Here is a 17,087-nt window from a genome sequence, read left to right as displayed (position 1 = left end):
AGAGACGTCCTGTGAGCACCTTCAAGGCCCCCAAGGGCACGTACGACCTGATCCCGCCGGACTCCGCGACGTATCTGGCGGTGCGCGAGGCGATCGCCGCGCCGCTGCGCAACTCCGGCTACGGCTACATCGAGACTCCCGGCTTCGAGAGCGTCGAGCTGTTCGCCCGCGGCGTCGGTGAGTCCACCGACATCGTCACCAAGGAGATGTACGCCTTCGAGACCAAGGGCGGCGACCAGCTCGCCCTGCGCCCCGAGGGCACGGCCTCGGTGCTGCGCGCCGCGCTGGAGGCCAATCTCCACAAGACCGGCAACCTCCCGGTCAAGCTCTGGTACTCCGGTTCGTACTACCGCTACGAGCGTCCCCAGAAGGGCCGCTACCGCCACTTCTCGCAGGTCGGCGCCGAGGCGATCGGCGCGGAGGACCCGGCGCTGGACGCCGAGCTGATCATCCTGGCCGATCAGGCCTACCGCTCCCTCGGGCTCAGCCGGTTCCGGATCCTGCTCAACAGCCTCGGCGACAAGGAGTGCCGCCCCGTCTACCGGGCGGCACTCCAGGAGTTCCTGCGCGGGCTGGACCTGGACGAGGACACCCTGCGCCGCGCGGACATCAACCCGCTGCGCGTCCTGGACGACAAGCGCCCCGAGGTCCAGAAGCAGCTGGCCGATGCGCCGCTGCTGCGCGACTACCTGTGCGACGCGTGCAAGGCGTACCACGAGGAGGTCCGCGAGCTGATCACGGCGGCGGGCGTCGCCTTCGAGGACGACCCCAAGCTGGTGCGCGGTCTGGACTACTACACCCGCACGACCTTCGAGTTCGTCCACGACGGCCTCGGCTCCCAGTCCGCGGTGGGCGGCGGCGGCCGCTACGACGGACTGTCCGAGATGATCGGCGGCCCCGCGCTGCCGTCCGTCGGCTGGGCCCTCGGCGTCGACCGGACGGTCCTGGCCCTGGAGGCGGAGGGCGTGGAGCTCGACATCCCCGCCTCCACCAGCGTCTACGCGGTCCCGCTCGGCGAGGAGGCGCGCAGGATCCTGTTCGGCAAGGTCGCCGAGCTGCGCAAGAACGGCATCGCGGCGGACTTCTCCTACGGCGCCAAGGGCCTCAAGGGCGCCATGAAGAACGCCAACCGCAGCGGTGCCCGCTACGCGATCGTCGCCGGCGAGCGCGACCTCGCCGAGGGCGTCGTCCAGCTCAAGGACATGGAGTCCGGCGAGCAGACGGCCGTCGGCGTGAACGAGATCGTGGCGGAGCTGGAAGCACGACTCGGCTAGCGGCACGGGCGACGGTCGCCGTCATCCGCGAAGGCCACGCCATCCGCGACGGCCGCCTCACCCGCCAAGGCGCCGGGCACCCGACGAGGTGCCCGGCGCCTTCGCCGTTCCGCGGGGGGCGCCCTGCGCCGTTCCGCCGGAGGCATTCGCACCACTGTGCCCCCGTGCGAACGCACGTCGGCCGAAACGCAACCCTCAGGGACGACCGTGCGGGCATCCTTATGCCCGGCGAACGGTGCGCACACAGGCCCGTGCGGCACAATGGCCGTGCCCGAAGAGGTTCAGGTCTCGAGTGACGGATCGGCGTGATGAGCAAGACGACAGTGAAGGACGTCTCCGCGGAGCCCGAGCCGGAGCGCGCCGAGACCGCGCCCCGCGCCGAGGGCGGCAGCCGGGCCCTGGCCCTGCTGCTGGTGATCACCGGCGCGGCCGGACTGCTCGCCGCCTGGGTCATCACCCTCGACAAGTTCAAGATCCTCGAAGCCAAGGTCGAGGGCAAGACCTTCACGCCCGGCTGCAGCTTCAACCCGGTGGTCTCCTGCGGCAGCGTCATGGAGAGCAAGCAGGCCGCCGTCTTCGGGTTCCCCAACCCGATGCTCGGCATCGCGGCCTACGCCGTCGTCGTCCTCGTCGGCGTGAGCCTGCTCGCCCGCGCCCGCTACCCGCGCTGGTACTGGCTCACCTTCAACGCCGGCTGCCTGTTCGGCGTGAGCTTCTGCGCCTGGCTGACGTTCCAGTCGCTGTACCGGATCAACGCCCTGTGCCTGTGGTGCTGCCTGGCCTGGGTCGCCACGATCATCATGTTCTGGTACGTGACCTCCTTCAACATCCGCAAGGGCTTCCTGCCCGCCCCGGGCTGGCTCAAGAGCTTCTTCGGCGAGTTCACCTGGGTCATGCCCGTGCTGCACATCGGCATCATCGGCATGCTGATCCTGACCCGCTGGTGGGACTTCTGGCTCAGCTGACCCGGGGCCGGCCCGGGCTCCGACCCGGGCCGGGGCCGACTGTCGGTGCCGTGAACTAGGGTTTCCGACGTGGAGCCCGACCTGTTCACCGCCGCAGCAGAAGAACGCCAGGAGAAGGAGCCGTCCAGCAGCCCCCTGGCCGTGCGGATGCGCCCGCGCACCCTCGACGAGGTCGTGGGGCAGCGGCACCTGCTGAAGCCGGGCTCGCCCCTGCGCAGACTGGTCGGAGAGGCCTCCGGACCGGCCGGGCCCTCCTCGGTGCTCCTGTGGGGCCCGCCCGGCACCGGCAAGACCACCCTCGCCTACGTCGTCTCCAAGGCGACCGACGCCCGCTTCGTCGAGCTCTCGGCGATCACCGCCGGCGTCAAGGAGGTCCGCGCGGTCATCGACGGGGCCCGCCGCGCCTCCGGCGGCTACGGCAAGGAGACCGTCCTCTTCCTCGACGAGATCCACCGCTTCAGCAAGGCCCAGCAGGACTCCCTCCTGCCCGCCGTCGAGAACCGGTGGGTCACGCTCATCGCGGCCACCACGGAGAACCCGTACTTCTCGGTGATCTCGCCGCTGCTGTCCCGCTCCCTGCTGCTCACCCTCGAACCGCTCACGGACGACGACGTGCGGGGCCTGCTGCGCCGGGCCCTCACCGACGAGCGCGGCCTCAAGGGCACCGTCACCCTCCCCGAGGAGACCGAGGACCACCTGCTGCGCATCGCCGGCGGCGACGCCCGGCGCGCCCTGACCGCCCTGGAGGCCGCCGCGGGCGCCGCCCTGGACAAGGGCGAGTCCGAGATCGCGCTGACCACGCTGGAGGAGACGGTCGACCGCGCCGCCGTGAAGTACGACCGCGACGGCGACCAGCACTACGACGTCGCCAGCGCCCTGATCAAGTCGATCCGCGGCTCCGACGTCGACGCCGCCCTGCACTACCTGGCCCGGATGATCGAGGCGGGGGAGGACCCCCGCTTCATCGCCCGGCGGCTGATGATCTCGGCCAGCGAGGACATCGGCCTGGCCGATCCGAACGCCCTGCCGATCGCGGTCGCCGCCGCCCAGGCCGTCGCGATGATCGGCTTCCCCGAGGCGGCCCTCACCCTCAGCCACGCCACCATCGCCCTGGCCCTCGCGCCCAAGTCCAACGCCGCGACGACCGCGATCGGAGCGGCCCTGGAGGACGTGCGCAAGGGCCTCGCCGGCCCCGTCCCCGCCCACCTGCGCGACAGCCACTACAAGGGCGCGACCAAGCTCGGCCACGGCCAGGGCTACGTCTACCCGCACGACCTGCCCGAGGGAATCGCCGCCCAGCAGTACGCCCCGGACGCCCTCAAGGACCGCGCGTACTACGAGCCGACCCGGCACGGCGCGGAGGCGCGGTACGCGGACGCGGTCGAGTGGACGCGGAAGAACCTCGGTCGTAAGCGGTCCTGAGCACCCTGTAAACTCGTCCGGAGTGCCGCGTCCCGTGCAGTCAGAACGGGGCAGTCGGCCGGAGCCGGTCAGGGGCCCGTCCCCGCACCGGCGCCAGGAGCGTCGCGCACCGTCGAACGGTGTCGCGGGCAGCCCACCACCCCCCGTCGCAGGACGGGACCGGTCGGTGGGCCACTCGCGTGCTGCACGTATGTGCCCAGACCAGGGGAGCGGCTGCCCACCGAGGTCCCACCGGACCGAGGCGGGTTTCCCCGGCTGCGGATGCGACCTCCCACCACCCTGACAAGCCGAATCAAGGAAATGAGAAGCAGTGGCGAACCAGTCCCGCCCCAAGGTCAAGAAGTCGCGTGCCCTCGGCATCGCGCTGACCCCGAAGGCCGTCAAGTACTTCGAGGCCCGTCCCTACCCGCCGGGTGAGCACGGCCGCGGCCGCAAGCAGAACTCGGACTACAAGGTCCGTCTGCTCGAGAAGCAGCGTCTGCGCGCGCAGTACGACGTGTCCGAGCGCCAGCTCGTCCGCGCCTACGAGCGTGCCTCCAAGGTCCAGGGCAAGACCGGTGAGGCCCTGATCATCGAGCTCGAGCGCCGTCTCGATGCCCTGGTGCTGCGTTCGGGCATCGCCCGCACGATCTACCAGGCCCGCCAGATGGTCGTCCACGGCCACATCCAGGTCAACGGCAAGAAGGTCGACAAGCCCTCCTTCCGTGTCCGCCCGGACGACGTGGTGCAGGTCCGCGACCGCTCCAAGGAGAAGACGCTCTTCACGATCGCCCGTGAGGGCGGCTTCGCCCCCGAGGGCGAGACCCCGCGCTACCTCCAGGTGAACCTCAAGGCCCTGGCGTTCCGCCTGGACCGCGAGCCGAACCGCAAGGAGATCCCGGTGATCTGCGACGAGCAGCTCGTCGTCGAGTACTACGCCCGCTGATCTCCAGCAGGCACGCGGTACGTCGAGCCCGCCGCCTCCCCGCCCTCACCGGCGGGCGGGGCGGCGGGCTTTCGCGATCTCCCCACGCCCGGGCCGCAATCCGGTACGGAGCGCCATCCCCGGCGCGATAGGCTCGGCGTACGACTTTTTCGAAGTTCAGGCGCGTTTCAGGGAGCGGGTGCACAGTGTCCGGTGGAGAGGTTGCCGGGATCCTGGTGGCCGTCTTCTGGGCGATTCTGGTCTCCTTCCTCGCCGTCGCACTGGCGAGGCTGGCCCAGACGCTCAGGGCGACCACCAAGCTCGTGGCGGACGTGACCGACCAGGCCGTCCCGCTGCTGGCCGACGCCTCCTCGGCGGTGCGCTCCGCGCAGACCCAGATCGACCGGGTCGACGCGATCGCCTCCGACGTCCAGGAGGTCACGTCGAACGCCTCGGCGCTGTCGACCACCGTCGCCTCCACCTTCGGCGGCCCCCTGGTCAAGGTCGCCGCCTTCGGCTACGGCGTGCGCCGGGCCCTGGGCGGCCGCAAGGAGGACGCGCCGTCCGCCAAGGCACCGAGGCGTACCGTGATCGTCGGCCGGACGGTCACCCGGCGCAGCGCCCGAGGGAAGAGGGACTGAGAGCCAGCGATGTTCCGCCGCACCTTCTGGTTCAGCACGGGCGTCGCCGCCGGTGTGTGGGCCACCACCAAGGTCAACCGCAAGCTCAAGCAGCTGACGCCCGAGAGCCTCGCGAGAACCGCCGGGAACAAGGCGATCGAGGCGGGCCACCGCATCAAGGACCGCGCGGTCGGCTTCGCGCTCGACGTCCGGGAGAACATGGCCGCGCGGGAGGCCGAGCTCGGCGAGGCCCTCGGCATCAACGAGAACCCCGAACTGCCCGGGCCCCGGCGGTACCCCGCCATCGAGAACCGCAACAACCCCACGTACGTCGAGGGATCGACGTACCCGACGTACCCGTACAACCGGAATGAGGACCACTGATGGAGTCGGCTGAGATTCGCCGCCGCTGGTTGAGCTTCTTCGAGGAGCGCGGTCACACCGTCGTCCCTTCGGCGTCGCTCATCGCGGACGACCCGACTCTGCTCCTCGTCCCGGCCGGCATGGTCCCCTTCAAGCCCTACTTCCTCGGTGAGGTCAAGCCGCCCTTCGCCCGCGCCACCAGCGTGCAGAAGTGCGTGCGCACGCCGGACATCGAAGAGGTCGGCAAGACCACCCGGCACGGCACGTTCTTCCAGATGTGCGGCAACTTCTCCTTCGGCGACTACTTCAAGGAAGGCGCCATCAAGCTCGCCTGGGAGCTGCTCACCAGCTCCCAGGACGAGGGCGGCTACGGCCTCGACCCCGAGCGCCTGTGGATCACCGTCTACAAGGACGACGACGAGGCCGAGCGCATCTGGCACGAGGTCGTCGGCGTGCCGAAGGAGCGCATCCAGCGCCTCGGCATGAAGGACAACTACTGGTCCATGGGCGTCCCCGGCCCCTGCGGCCCCTGCTCCGAGATCAACTACGACCGCGGCCCCGGGTTCGGCGCCGAGGGCGGTCCCGCCGTCAACGACGAGCGGTACGTGGAGATCTGGAACCTCGTCTTCATGCAGTACGAGCGGGGCGAGGGCACCGGCAAGGACAACTTCGAGATCCTCGGCGAACTGCCCAGCAAGAACATCGACACCGGTCTCGGCCTCGAGCGCCTCGCCATGATTCTGCAGGGCGTGCAGAACATGTACGAGATCGACACCTCGATGGCCGTCATCGACAAGGCCACCGAGCTGACCGGCGTCCGCTACGGCGACGCCCACACCTCGGACGTCTCCCTGCGCGTGGTCACCGACCACATGCGCACCGCCACCATGCTCATCGGCGACGGCGTCACCCCGGGCAACGAGGGCCGCGGCTACGTGCTGCGCCGCATCATGCGCCGCGCCATCCGCAACATGCGCCTGCTCGGCGCCACCGGTCCGGTGGTCAGGGACCTGATCGACGTCGTCATCAGCATGATGGGCCGGCAGTACCCCGAGCTGATCACCGACCGCGAGCGCATCGAGAAGGTCGCCCTCGCCGAGGAGAACGCCTTCCTCAAGACGCTGAAGGCCGGCACGAACATCCTCGACACCGCCGTCAGCGACACCAAGCAGGCCGGCTCCACCGTCCTGCCCGGCGACAAGGCCTTCCTGCTCCACGACACCTGGGGCTTCCCGATCGACCTCACCCTGGAGATGGCCGCCGAGCAGGGGCTGTCCGTGGACGAGGACGGCTTCCGGCGCCTGATGAAGGAGCAGCGGGAGCGCGCCAAGGCCGACGCCCAGGCCAAGAAGACCGGCCACGCCGACATGGGCGCCTACCGGGAGATCGCCGACAAGGCCGGCGAGACCGACTTCATCGGCTACACCGACACCGAGGGCGAGTCCACGATCGTCGGCATCCTCGTCGACGGCGTCTCCTCCCCGGCCGCCACCGAGGGCGACGAGGTCGAGATCGTCCTCGACCGCACCCCGTTCTACGCCGAGGGCGGCGGCCAGATCGGCGACACCGGCCGCATCAAGGTCGACTCCGGCGCCGTCATCGAGATCCGCGACTGCCAGAAGCCGGTGCCGGGCGTGTACGTCCACAAGGGCGTCGTCCAGGTCGGCGAGGTCACGGTCGGTGCCACGGCCCACGCCTCGATCGACTCGCGCCGCCGCACGGCCATCGCCCGCGCCCACTCGGCCACGCACCTCACCCACCAGGCCCTGCGCGACGCCCTCGGCCCCACGGCCGCCCAGGCCGGTTCGGAGAACCAGCCCGGCCGCTTCCGCTTCGACTTCGGCTCGCCCTCGGCCGTCCCGACGGCCGTGATGACCGACGTCGAGCAGAAGATCAACGAGGTGCTCGCCCGCGAACTGGACGTCCAGGCCGAGGTCATGGGCATCGACGAGGCCAGGAAGCAGGGCGCCATCGCCGAGTTCGGCGAGAAGTACGGCGAGCGGGTCCGCGTGGTGACCATCGGCGACTTCTCCAAGGAGCTGTGCGGCGGCACCCACGTGCACAACACCGCCCAGCTGGGTCTGGTGAAGCTGCTCGGCGAGTCCTCCATCGGCTCGGGTGTCCGGCGCATCGAGGCCCTGGTCGGCGTGGACGCCTACAACTTCCTCGCCCGGGAGCACACGGTCGTCGCCCAGCTCCAGGAGCTGATCAAGGGCCGTCCGGAGGAGCTGCCGGAGAAGGTCTCCGCCATGCTCGGCAAGCTGAAGGACGCCGAGAAGGAGATCGAGAAGTTCCGCGCCGAGAAGGTCCTCCAGGCCGCCGCCGGCCTGGCCGAGTCCGCCAAGGACGTGCGGGGCGTTGCCGTCGTGACCGGCCAGGTCCCGGACGGCACGACCGCCGACGACCTGCGCAAGCTGGTGCTCGACGTGCGCGGGCGCATCCAGGGCGGCCGGGCCGCCGTCGTCGCCCTGTTCACGGTGGCCAACGGCAAGCCGCTCACGGTGATCGCCACCAACGAGGCCGCCCGCGAGCGCGGCCTGAAGGCCGGCGACCTGGTCCGCGCCGCCGCCAAGACCCTCGGTGGCGGCGGTGGCGGCAAGCCGGACGTCGCCCAGGGCGGCGGCCAGAACCCGGCCGCCGTCGGTGACGCCGTGGACGCCGTCGAGCGCCTCGTCGCCGAGACGGCCAAGTAGGAGACGGTCGAGACCATGCGCAGAGGACGTCGGCTCGCGATCGACGTCGGGGACGCCCGCATCGGGGTCGCCTCGTGCGACCCCGACGGGATCCTCGCCACCCCGGTGGAGACGGTCCCCGGGCGCGACATCCCCGCGGCCCGGCGACGGCTGGGACAACTCGTCGAGGAGTACGAGCCGATCGAGGTGGTGATCGGCCTGCCGCGCTCCCTCAAGGGCGGTGAGGGCCCGGCCGCCGTCAAGGTCCGGGGCTTCGCCCAGGAACTGGCACGCATGATCGCGCCGATTCCGGTCAGACTCGTCGACGAACGCATGACCACGGTGACGGCCAGTCAGGGGCTGCGCGCTTCCGGCGTGAAGTCCAAGAAGGGCCGGTCCGTCATCGACCAGGCGGCAGCCGTGATCATCCTGCAACAGGCCCTTGAATCCGAACGGGTGTCAGGTGAACCACCCGGCGAAGGCGTCGAAGTGGTCATCTGATCGCGATACGGTAACGTTCCGCGCGATGCGGTGGCGTTCGAACAGCCGCCGCACAGCAAGAGGCGGGACGGGAGCCGGGCCGGAAGCCGCGCGACCGCCCTCTCGCGGCTCTAGGGGATCGATGACTGAGTATGGCCGGGGCCCAGGCTCCGAACCGTGGCATCCGGAGGACCCGTTGTACGGGGACGGCGGATGGGGCGGCCCGCAGGCCCAGCAGGGTCACCCGTCCCCCTACGGAGGCCAGCCGCAGCACTACCCGCAGCAGCCGCAGCACGCACAGCAGGGCGACTGGGGCAGCGGTGAGTACCCCGGCTACGGCCAGGCGCACCAGCAGTACCCGTACGACCAGCAGCAGTACGCCGCACAGGCCCACGGCCAGCAGCAGTACCCCGGTCAGGGGCAGCCCCAGGACCCGTACCAGCAGCAGCACTACGGCAACGGCGGCTGGGACACCGGCGCCCACCAGCAGGTCTCCTACCCGGGCGACCCGGGCGATCCGTACGGGCAGCCCGCCGGCACCTACGAAGCGGGCCCACAGGACCCCTACGGCACGCCCGACGCCTACCCGCCCCCCGAGCCGCCCGGCCGGCGACGCCCCGAGCCGGAGCCGGCCCCCGAGGCGGAGACGGACTGGGACCCCGGTCCCGACCAGGGCGAGCACGCGTTCTTCGCGGGCGACGACGAGGACGACGGCGACGAGCCGCGCGACCGGCGCGGCGGGGACGACAAGCGCGGGCGCGGCGGCAAGCCCAGAAAGCGCCGCAACGGCATGGCCTGCCTGCTGGTCGTCGTGATCCTCGGCGGCGGCGTGGCCGGTGCCGGCTACTTCGGCTACCGGTTCTACCAGGATCGTTTCGCCGACGCCCCGGACTACGCGGGCGACGGCACCGGCCAGAAGGTGTCCGTCGAGATCCCCCAGGGTGCGGACGGCTACGCGATCGGGCGCGCGCTCAAGGCCGCCGGTGTCGTCAAGAGCGTCGACGCCTTCGTCTCGGCCCAGGCCGCCAATCCCGACGGCCGCACCATCCAGGCCGGCGTCTACACGATGCGCAAGCAGATGTCGGCCGGCAGCGCGGTCGAGCTGATGCTGAGCCCCGAGAGCCGCGACAACCTGATCATCGCCGAGGGCAAGCGCAACGCCGACATCTACCGCCTCATCGACAAGCGGCTGGAGGTCGAGGAGGGCACCACGGCCGCCGTCGCCAAGAAGGACTTCCGGAAGCTGGGCCTGCCCGCCTGGGCGCAGAACCACCCCCAGGTCAAGGACCCGCTGGAAGGGTTCCTCTACCCCTCCAGCTACGGCGTGACCGAAGGGCAGAAGCCCGCGGACGTGCTGAAGCAGATGGTCGCGCGGGCCACCGAGACCTACGACAAGCTCGGCGTCGAGAAGAAGGCCGCGAGCCTCGGCCTCGACGACCCGTGGCAGCTGATCACCATCGCCAGCCTGGTCCAGGCCGAGGGCACCAGCCACGACGACTTCCGCAAGATGGCCGAGGTCGTCTACAACCGCATGAAGCCCGGGAACCCGCAGACCAACGGGATGCTGGAGTTCGACTCGACCTACAACTACATCAAGAACCAGAGCAAGATCGACCTCAGCCTGAGCGAGCTGCGGAACTACGACAACCCCTACAACACGTACTTCCACAAGGGCCTGCCGCCCGGTCCCATCGACAACCCCGGCGAGGACGCGCTCAAGGGCGCGCTCGACCCGACGGACGACGGCTGGTACTACTTCATCTCGCTCGACGGCAAGACCAGCAAGTTCACGAGGACGAACGCCGAACACCAGAAGCTGGTCGACAAGTTCAACGCCTCGCGCAACAACTGAGGAACCCTCCATGGCCGCACCCCGCCGGGCCGCCGTACTCGGCTCCCCGATCGCCCACTCCCTCTCCCCGGTCCTGCACCGCACCGCCTACCGGGAACTGGGCCTGGAGGGCTGGACGTACGACCGGTTCGAGGTCGACGAGGCCGGGCTGGCGGCGTTCTTCGAGACGCTGGGGCCCGAGTGGGCCGGGCTGTCGCTGACGATGCCGCTGAAGCGGGCCGTGATCCCGCTGCTCGACCGGATCAGCGACACCGCGGCCTCGGTCGACGCCGTGAACACCGTGGTCGTCACGGAGGACGGCCGCCGCACCGGCGACAACACCGACATCCCCGGCATGGTCGCCGCCCTGCGCGAGCACGGCATCGAGCAGGCCGACTCCGCCGCGATCCTCGGCGCGGGCGCCACCGCCTCGTCCGCGCTGGCCGCGCTGTCCCGGATCTGCCCGGGCGAGATCGCCGTCTACGTGCGCAGCGAGGCCCGGGCCGACGAGATGCGCCAGTGGGCCGAGCGGCTGGCGGTCACGGTGCGCATCGCCGACTGGGCGGACGCCGAGCAGGCCCTGCGCGCCCCGCTGGTGATCAGCACCACACCCGCCGGCGTCACCGACGCCCTGGCCCGGTCCGTGCCGGAGCGCCCGGCGGCCCTCTTCGACGTCCTCTACCACCCCTGGCCGACCGCCCTCGCGGCCCGTTGGTCCATGTACGGCGGAGCCGTCGTCAGCGGTCTCGACCTGCTGGTGCACCAGGCGGTCCTCCAGGTCGAGCAGATGACGGGAATGGCCCCGGCGCCGCTGGACGCCATGCGAAAAGCGGGCGAGCGGGCTCTCGCGGCCCGCTAAGATCCGCTCTCGTTCCGCAGGGGGCGGAACAAGGGGAGGGGAACGTCCGTCATGTCCGCAAGCCTGCCGCAGGCGTCCGCGAAGTCCGAGATTTTCGAGGTCGTGCTGCGCTTCCTGCCCGAGTGGGTGCAGATCACCGTGCTCGCCCTGATCGTGCTCGCCGTCGTGGCGTCCTGGGCCGTGAAGATCAAGCGCAAGATCGCCCACCGCCGCGCCGTCCGCAACGGACAGCCGGTGCACGCCGCCGCGCAGTACGGGCAGGGGCGCGGCGCCGACCACCTGGGGCAGTACGCGCCGCGGACCACACCGGTACCGCCCGGGCAGGGCAGCGGCGCCGACCACCTCGGTTCCTACGCCCCGCAGCCCGCGCAGTCCGCGCCGCAGCCGAGCGGCGCCGACTTCCTGGGGGCCTACGCCCCGCAGCGCTCCCGGGGCGACAGCGCGTCCGCCTGATGGACCGGCGGCCGGACACCCGGTGCGGTCGTGGGAGGATCGGAGGTGGCGGACCGGAGCCGCGCAGCCGGTCAGGCCGTCGCCGTACGCGAGGACACGTACGCAAGGCAGTACCAGGGCGCGAGCACTGAGGAGCACCGTTGAGCAGGTTGCGCTGGCTGACCGCGGGGGAGTCCCACGGTCCCGCACTCGTCGCGACGCTGGAGGGACTTCCCGCCGGCGTGCCGATCACCACGGACATGGTGGCGGACCATCTCGCGAGGCGGCGCCTGGGCTATGGGCGCGGTGCGCGGATGAAGTTCGAGCGGGACGAGGTGACCTTCCTCGGCGGTGTCCGGCACGGCCTCACGCTCGGCTCGCCGGTGGCGGTCATGGTGGGCAACACCGAGTGGCCCAAGTGGGAGCAGGTCATGGCGGCCGATCCGGTCGACCCGGAGGTGCTGGCGGGGCTGGCCCGCAACGCGCCGCTGACCCGCCCGCGTCCGGGCCACGCCGACCTGGCGGGCATGCAGAAGTACGGCTTCGACGAGGCCCGGCCGATCCTGGAGCGTGCCTCGGCCCGGGAGACCGCCGCCCGCGTGGCGCTGGGCGCGGTGGCCCGCTCCTACCTCAAGGAGACCACCGGCGTCGAGATCGTCAGCCACGTCGTGGAGCTCGCCGCCGCCAAGGCGCCGCGTGGTGTCTACCCGACGCCGGCCGACGTCGAGCGGCTGGACGCGGACCCGGTGCGCTGCCTGGACGCGGACGCGTCGAAGGCGATGGTCGCCGAGATCGACCAGGCCCACAAGGACGGCGACACCCTCGGTGGCGTGGTGGAGATCCTGGCCTACGGCGTGCCCGTCGGCCTCGGTTCCCACGTGCACTGGGACCGCAAGCTGGACGCCCGGCTGGCCGGTGCCCTCATGGGCATCCAGGCCATCAAGGGCGTCGAGATCGGTGACGGTTTCGAGCTGGCCCGGGTGCCCGGCTCCAAGGCGCACGACGAGATCGTGAGCACCGGCGAGGGCATCCGGCGCACCTCCGGCCGCTCCGGCGGCACCGAAGGCGGTCTGACCACCGGTGAGCTGCTGCGGGTGCGGGCGGCGATGAAGCCCATCGCGACCGTTCCGCGGGCCCTGCAGACCGTGGACGTCACCACGGGCGAGGCCGCCCAGGCCCACCACCAGCGCTCCGACGTGTCCGCCGTCCCGGCCGCCGGCATCGTGGCCGAGGCCATGGTGGCGCTGGTGCTCGCGGACGCGGTGGCGGAGAAGTTCGGCGGCGACTCGGTGGCCGAGACCCGCCGCAACGTGACGTCGTACCTCGACAACCTCGCCATCCGATGAGCGGCCCGCTGGTCGTCCTGGTCGGCCCCATGGGCGTCGGCAAGTCCACCGTCGGGCGGCTGCTGGCCGGGCGGCTCGGCGTCCCCTACCGGGACACCGACGACGACATCGTCGCCGAGCAGGGCCGGACGATCGCCGAGATCTTCGTCGACGAGGGCGAGTCCGCCTTCCGGACGCTGGAGAAGGCGGCCGTGCACCGCGCCGTCGCCGAGCACGACGGCGTGCTCGCGCTGGGCGGCGGCGCGATCCTCGACGAGGACACGCGCGCGCTGCTCGCCGGGCAGCGCGTGGCGTACCTGGCGATGGACGTCGAGGAGGCCGTCAAGCGCACCGGCCTCAACGCGGCCCGCCCGCTGCTCGCGGTCAACCCGCGCAAGCAGTGGCGCGAGCTGATGGAGGCCCGCCGGCACCTCTACGAGGAGGTCGCCACCGCCGTGATCGCCACGGACGGGCGCACGCCCGAAGAGGTCACCGAAGCCGCCCTGGACGCACTGGAGTTGAAGAAGGCATGAGCGAGGCAGTCACCCGCATCCCGGTCGGCGGCACCGCGGGCACCGAGCCCTACGAGGTCCTGGTGGGCCGTCAGCTGCTCGGCGAACTGGGCGCCCTGATCGGCGACAAGGCCAAGCGGGTCGCGGTCATCCACCCCGAGGCGCTCGCCGAGACCGGTGACGCGCTGCGCGCCGACCTGGCCGAGCAGGGCTACGAGGCCGTCGCCATCCAGGTGCCCAACGCCGAGGAGGCCAAGACCGCCGAGGTCGCCGCCTACTGCTGGAAGGCCCTCGGCCAGTCCGGCTTCACGCGCACGGACGTCGTCGTCGGCGTGGGCGGCGGCGCCACCACGGACCTCGCCGGGTTCGTGGCCGCCACCTGGCTGCGCGGGGTGCGCTGGATCGCCGTCCCGACGACCGTGCTGGCCATGGTCGACGCGGCCGTCGGCGGCAAGACGGGGATCAACACCGCCGAGGGCAAGAACCTCGTCGGCGCCTTTCACCCGCCCGCCGGGGTCCTGTGCGACCTGGCCGCACTGGAGTCGCTGTCCGTCAACGACTACGTCTCCGGGCTCGCCGAGGTCATCAAGGCCGGCTTCATCGCCGACCCGGTCATCCTCGACCTCATCGAGTCCGACCCCGAGGCCGCGCGCACCCCGGCCGGACCGCACACCGCCGAGCTGATCGAGCGCTCCATCCGGGTCAAGGCCGACGTGGTCTCCTCGGACCTGAAGGAGTCGGGCCTGCGGGAGATCCTCAACTACGGGCACACGCTCGGTCACGCCATCGAGAAGAACGAGCGCTACCAGTGGCGCCACGGTGCTGCCGTCTCGGTCGGCATGCACTTCGCCGCCGAACTGGGCCGCCTCGCGGGCCGGCTGGACGACGCGACGGCCGACCGGCACCGCACGATCCTCGAAGCGGTCGGGCTGCCCCTGCACTACCGCTACGACCAGTGGCCCAAGCTGCTGGAGACCATGAAGGTCGACAAGAAGTCCCGCGGCGACCTGCTGCGCTTCATCGTCCTCGACGGGCTGGCCAAGCCCACCGTCCTGGAAGGACCCGACCCGGCCGTACTGCTCGCCGCGTACGGCGAAGTGGGCCAGTAAGTCCCCCGGCGCGCCTTCCGCCCGAATCGCCTTGCGGGGCCGGGCACTTCGGACCGCCCCCGGCCGTTCACACAGCGACGACCGGGGGCGGTACCGTTCGGTGCAGCGGGTCCGCCCCCGCTGTCAGCGCCCATCGCCTGTACGAGACGGAGTGGCACCGGATGCAGCACGCAGTGGGTTCTCCGCTGCCGCCGCCCCATCAGCCGGGGCACGGACCGGCCGTCGGCTGGTCCCCGGCCGCACATCACCCGGGGCCCCAGCACCCCGGCGCGCACCAGGGCCCGGCGCCCGTGCCCCCGCCGCCCCCGGCGCCGGGCTACCCCGCGCCGCCACCGGGCCCGGCGGCACCCCCGCCCGGCCCCGCCGCACCTCCGCCGGGTCCCGCCGCACCTCCGCCCGGCCCGGGTGCCCCGCCCCCGCAGGCGTCCGCGCCGGCCGCGCCGGAGACGACCGGCCATGTGCAGCTGCCGCCCGGCGGGCCCGTCGCCATGCCGAGCGCCCCGCCCGCGGCGGCGGTACCCGACCCGGCCGGCACCACCCTCGCGGTGCTGCTGATCGGCCCGGCGGGCGCGGGCAAGACCAGCGTCGCCAAGTACTGGGCGGACCACCGCCGGGTCCCCACGGCGCACATCAGCCTCGACGACGTGCGCGAATGGGTCCGCTCCGGCTTCGCCGACCCGCAGTCCGGGTGGAACGACCACTCCGAGGCCCAGTACCGCCTCGCCCGGCGCACCTGCGGCTTCGCCGCGCGCAACTTCCTGGCCAACGGCATCTCGTGCATCCTCGACGACGCCGTCTTCCCCGACCGGCCGGTCGTCGGCCTCGGCGGCTGGAAGCGCCACGTCGGCCCGGGCCTGCTGCCCGTCGTGCTCCTGCCCGGCCTGGACATCGTCCTGGAGCGCAACGCGGAGCGCTCCGGCAACCGCCGCCTGTCGGACGAGGAGGTCGCCCGCATCCACGGCCGCATGGCCGGCTGGTACGGATCGGGCCTGCCGATCATCGACAACTCCCAGCTGGACGTACCGGAGACGGCCCGGGTGCTGGACGAGGTCCTCGCCAGGTCCATAGCCAGCCCGCCGCAGTGGTGACCGTGCCCCGGGGAGGCGGGGAGACGCGGACGGCACACCTGAGGCTGCCCCACTCGGCCTCTCCCGAACGGCGCCGCACGCCCGAAGCTCATACGCTCGGGTCATGTCAGAGGTGTACGCGGCCCGCCGGACGCGTCTGAGGGAAATCTGCAACGCGGGCGGCAGCGCGGCGGCGCTCGTCTCCCGCCCCGCCAACGTGCGCTACCTCGCGGGTGCCGCCCCGCCCGGTGCCGCCCTGCTGCTGGGCCGGACCCCGCAGGAGGACCTCCTGGTGTGCGCCGGCACGACGGCCGACCGCCCCGCCCAGGAGCGCCCCGACGAGGCTCTGCGCGTACGGACCCTGGGTGGCGCCGCCCCCGGCGATCCGGCCGTCGCCGCGGTCGGCGCGGCCGCGGAGCACGGCACCGACTCGCTCGCCGTGGAGGAGCACCACCTCACCGTGGCCCGGCACCGGGCCCTCGGCTCGGTCGCCCCCGCGGTGCGCCTGGCCGACCTCGGCGGCGCGGTCGAGCAGCTCCGGGTGGTCAAGGACGAGGAGGAGATCTCCTCCCTCCGCATCGCCGCCGAGATCGCCGACCAGGCCCTCGGCGAACTGCTGGAGTCCATCCTGGTCGGCCGCACCGAGCGCCACCTCGCCCTCGAACTGGAAAGACGCCTGGTCGACCACGGGGCGGACGGCCCGGCCTTCCCCACCTCCGTGGGCACCGGTCCCAACTCGGGCCGCCCGGGCCACCGTCCCACCGACCGCCGGGTCGAGGAGGGCGACTTCCTCTCCGTCTGCCTCGGCGCGACGTACCGCGGCTACCGGTGCGAGATCGGCCGCACGTTCGTGATCGGCACCGCCCCGGCGGAATGGCAGATCGAGCTGTACGACCTGGTCTTCGCCGCCCAGCGGGCCGGTCGGGAGAGCCTCGTACCCGGCGCCGCCTGCCGGGACGTCGACCGCGTGGCCCGCCAGGTCCTGGACTCCGCCGGGTACTCGGAGGGCCTCACGGCCCTGACCGGACACGGCGTGGGGCTCGAAATCGACGAGGACCCTCAATTGAGTCCCGCGGCCATGGGTAAACTGGACGCTTGCGTGCCGGTCACCGTCGAACCTGGGGTCCACCTCCCGGGCCGGGGTGGTGTCCGGATCGATGACACGCTCGTCGTCCGCCCCGAGGCGGACGGCGGACCCGAGCTACTCACCATCACGACCAAGGAGCTGCTCGCCCTGTAGGCAGGTGCGTGC

At 71.8% G+C, this 17,087-nt stretch carries 16 protein-coding genes; all 16 read left to right on the top strand.

Annotation, left to right across the window (positions count from 1 at the left end; all coding sequences use genetic code 11):
• The first annotated feature begins 11 nt into the window (after positions 1-11).
• The 16 genes from hisS to ACFYWG_RS29990 all read left to right on the top strand — a co-directional run bounded on the left by hisS (position 12) and on the right by ACFYWG_RS29990 (position 17,075).
• Complete coding sequence (gene hisS / locus ACFYWG_RS30065; RefSeq protein ID WP_376332308.1) at positions 12-1,274, top strand: histidine--tRNA ligase; 1,263 nt, start codon at positions 12-14, stop codon at positions 1,272-1,274.
• Between the two features lie 308 nt (positions 1,275-1,582).
• The gene (locus ACFYWG_RS30060) at positions 1,583-2,239 is read left to right on the top strand and encodes a vitamin K epoxide reductase family protein (protein WP_376332310.1); all 657 of its coding nucleotides are present in this window, start codon (positions 1,583-1,585) and stop codon (positions 2,237-2,239) included.
• 69 nt (positions 2,240-2,308) lie between these two features.
• The gene (locus ACFYWG_RS30055; protein WP_383509664.1) at positions 2,309-3,661 is read left to right on the top strand and encodes a replication-associated recombination protein A; all 1,353 of its coding nucleotides are present in this window, start codon (positions 2,309-2,311) and stop codon (positions 3,659-3,661) included.
• A 310-nt stretch (positions 3,662-3,971) separates the two neighbouring features.
• A complete protein-coding gene (gene rpsD, locus ACFYWG_RS30050; protein ID WP_309096595.1) occupies positions 3,972-4,586 on the top strand; it encodes a 30S ribosomal protein S4 in 615 nt (204 codons plus the stop codon).
• A 185-nt stretch (positions 4,587-4,771) separates the two neighbouring features.
• The gene (locus ACFYWG_RS30045; RefSeq protein ID WP_376332313.1) at positions 4,772-5,206 is read left to right on the top strand and encodes a DUF948 domain-containing protein; all 435 of its coding nucleotides are present in this window, start codon (positions 4,772-4,774) and stop codon (positions 5,204-5,206) included.
• A gap of 9 nt (positions 5,207-5,215) precedes the next feature.
• Positions 5,216-5,569: a hypothetical protein gene (locus ACFYWG_RS30040; protein WP_376332315.1), complete on the top strand. Its 354-nt coding sequence runs from the start codon at positions 5,216-5,218 to the stop codon at positions 5,567-5,569.
• Positions 5,569-8,241, top strand: a complete 2,673-nt coding sequence (gene alaS / locus ACFYWG_RS30035; RefSeq protein ID WP_389204236.1) for an alanine--tRNA ligase — start codon at positions 5,569-5,571, stop codon at positions 8,239-8,241. Before ACFYWG_RS30040 ends, alaS begins: the two co-directional genes overlap by 1 nt.
• A gap of 15 nt (positions 8,242-8,256) precedes the next feature.
• Complete coding sequence (gene ruvX, locus ACFYWG_RS30030; RefSeq protein ID WP_376332318.1) at positions 8,257-8,721, top strand: Holliday junction resolvase RuvX; 465 nt, start codon at positions 8,257-8,259, stop codon at positions 8,719-8,721.
• A 121-nt stretch (positions 8,722-8,842) separates the two neighbouring features.
• The gene (mltG, locus tag ACFYWG_RS30025; RefSeq protein ID WP_389204235.1) at positions 8,843-10,552 is read left to right on the top strand and encodes an endolytic transglycosylase MltG; all 1,710 of its coding nucleotides are present in this window, start codon (positions 8,843-8,845) and stop codon (positions 10,550-10,552) included.
• Between the two features lie 10 nt (positions 10,553-10,562).
• Positions 10,563-11,390 carry a shikimate dehydrogenase gene (locus ACFYWG_RS30020; RefSeq protein ID WP_385421299.1) on the top strand — a complete coding sequence of 276 codons (828 nt, stop codon included), beginning with the start codon at positions 10,563-10,565 and terminating at the stop codon, positions 11,388-11,390.
• 51 nt (positions 11,391-11,441) lie between these two features.
• On the top strand, positions 11,442-11,843 hold the full coding sequence (locus ACFYWG_RS30015) for a hypothetical protein (protein WP_385421297.1): 402 nt from the start codon (positions 11,442-11,444) through the stop codon (positions 11,841-11,843).
• 140 nt (positions 11,844-11,983) lie between these two features.
• Positions 11,984-13,168, top strand: coding sequence for a chorismate synthase (gene aroC / locus ACFYWG_RS30010; RefSeq protein ID WP_383509680.1), 1,185 nt, complete (start codon positions 11,984-11,986; stop codon positions 13,166-13,168).
• Positions 13,165-13,680, top strand: coding sequence for a shikimate kinase (locus ACFYWG_RS30005; RefSeq protein ID WP_385421295.1), 516 nt, complete (start codon positions 13,165-13,167; stop codon positions 13,678-13,680). Before aroC ends, ACFYWG_RS30005 begins: the two co-directional genes overlap by 4 nt.
• On the top strand, positions 13,677-14,768 hold the full coding sequence (gene aroB, locus ACFYWG_RS30000) for a 3-dehydroquinate synthase (RefSeq protein ID WP_383509684.1): 1,092 nt from the start codon (positions 13,677-13,679) through the stop codon (positions 14,766-14,768). The genes ACFYWG_RS30005 and aroB overlap by 4 nt, the downstream gene beginning before the upstream one ends.
• Before the next feature lie 161 nt (positions 14,769-14,929).
• A complete protein-coding gene (locus ACFYWG_RS29995) occupies positions 14,930-15,856 on the top strand; it encodes a Pro-rich N-terminal domain-containing protein (protein WP_389204232.1) in 927 nt (308 codons plus the stop codon).
• A 103-nt stretch (positions 15,857-15,959) separates the two neighbouring features.
• Positions 15,960-17,075: a M24 family metallopeptidase gene (locus ACFYWG_RS29990; RefSeq protein ID WP_376331600.1), complete on the top strand. Its 1,116-nt coding sequence runs from the start codon at positions 15,960-15,962 to the stop codon at positions 17,073-17,075.
• Positions 17,076-17,087: the final 12 nt, after the last annotated feature.

The sequence above is a fragment of the Streptomyces sp. NPDC003456 genome (genome assembly GCF_042878735.1).
Classification (GTDB): Bacteria; Actinomycetota; Actinomycetes; order Streptomycetales; family Streptomycetaceae; genus Streptomyces.
The sequence above is the reverse complement of the archived record's forward strand: the minus strand, read 5'-3'. Positions and strand labels throughout refer to the sequence as shown.

Bases quoted from the DNA above. Each gene is read 5' to 3' on its own strand.
- ACFYWG_RS30060 (WP_376332310.1), top strand. From the start codon at position 1,583: ATGAGCAAGACGACAGTGAAGGACGTCTCCGCGGAGCCCGAGCCGGAG.
- ACFYWG_RS30040 (WP_376332315.1), top strand. From the start codon at position 5,216: ATGTTCCGCCGCACCTTCTGGTTCAGCACGGGCGTCGCCGCCGGTGTG.
- alaS (WP_389204236.1), top strand. From the start codon at position 5,569: ATGGAGTCGGCTGAGATTCGCCGCCGCTGGTTGAGCTTCTTCGAGGAG.
- ruvX (WP_376332318.1), top strand. From the start codon at position 8,257: ATGCGCAGAGGACGTCGGCTCGCGATCGACGTCGGGGACGCCCGCATC.
- mltG (WP_389204235.1), top strand. From the start codon at position 8,843: ATGACTGAGTATGGCCGGGGCCCAGGCTCCGAACCGTGGCATCCGGAG.
- ACFYWG_RS30020 (WP_385421299.1), top strand. From the start codon at position 10,563: ATGGCCGCACCCCGCCGGGCCGCCGTACTCGGCTCCCCGATCGCCCAC.
- ACFYWG_RS30015 (WP_385421297.1), top strand. From the start codon at position 11,442: ATGTCCGCAAGCCTGCCGCAGGCGTCCGCGAAGTCCGAGATTTTCGAG.
- ACFYWG_RS30005 (WP_385421295.1), top strand. From the start codon at position 13,165: ATGAGCGGCCCGCTGGTCGTCCTGGTCGGCCCCATGGGCGTCGGCAAG.
- aroB (WP_383509684.1), top strand. From the start codon at position 13,677: ATGAGCGAGGCAGTCACCCGCATCCCGGTCGGCGGCACCGCGGGCACC.
- ACFYWG_RS29995 (WP_389204232.1), top strand. From the start codon at position 14,930: ATGCAGCACGCAGTGGGTTCTCCGCTGCCGCCGCCCCATCAGCCGGGG.
- ACFYWG_RS29990 (WP_376331600.1), top strand. From the start codon at position 15,960: ATGTCAGAGGTGTACGCGGCCCGCCGGACGCGTCTGAGGGAAATCTGC.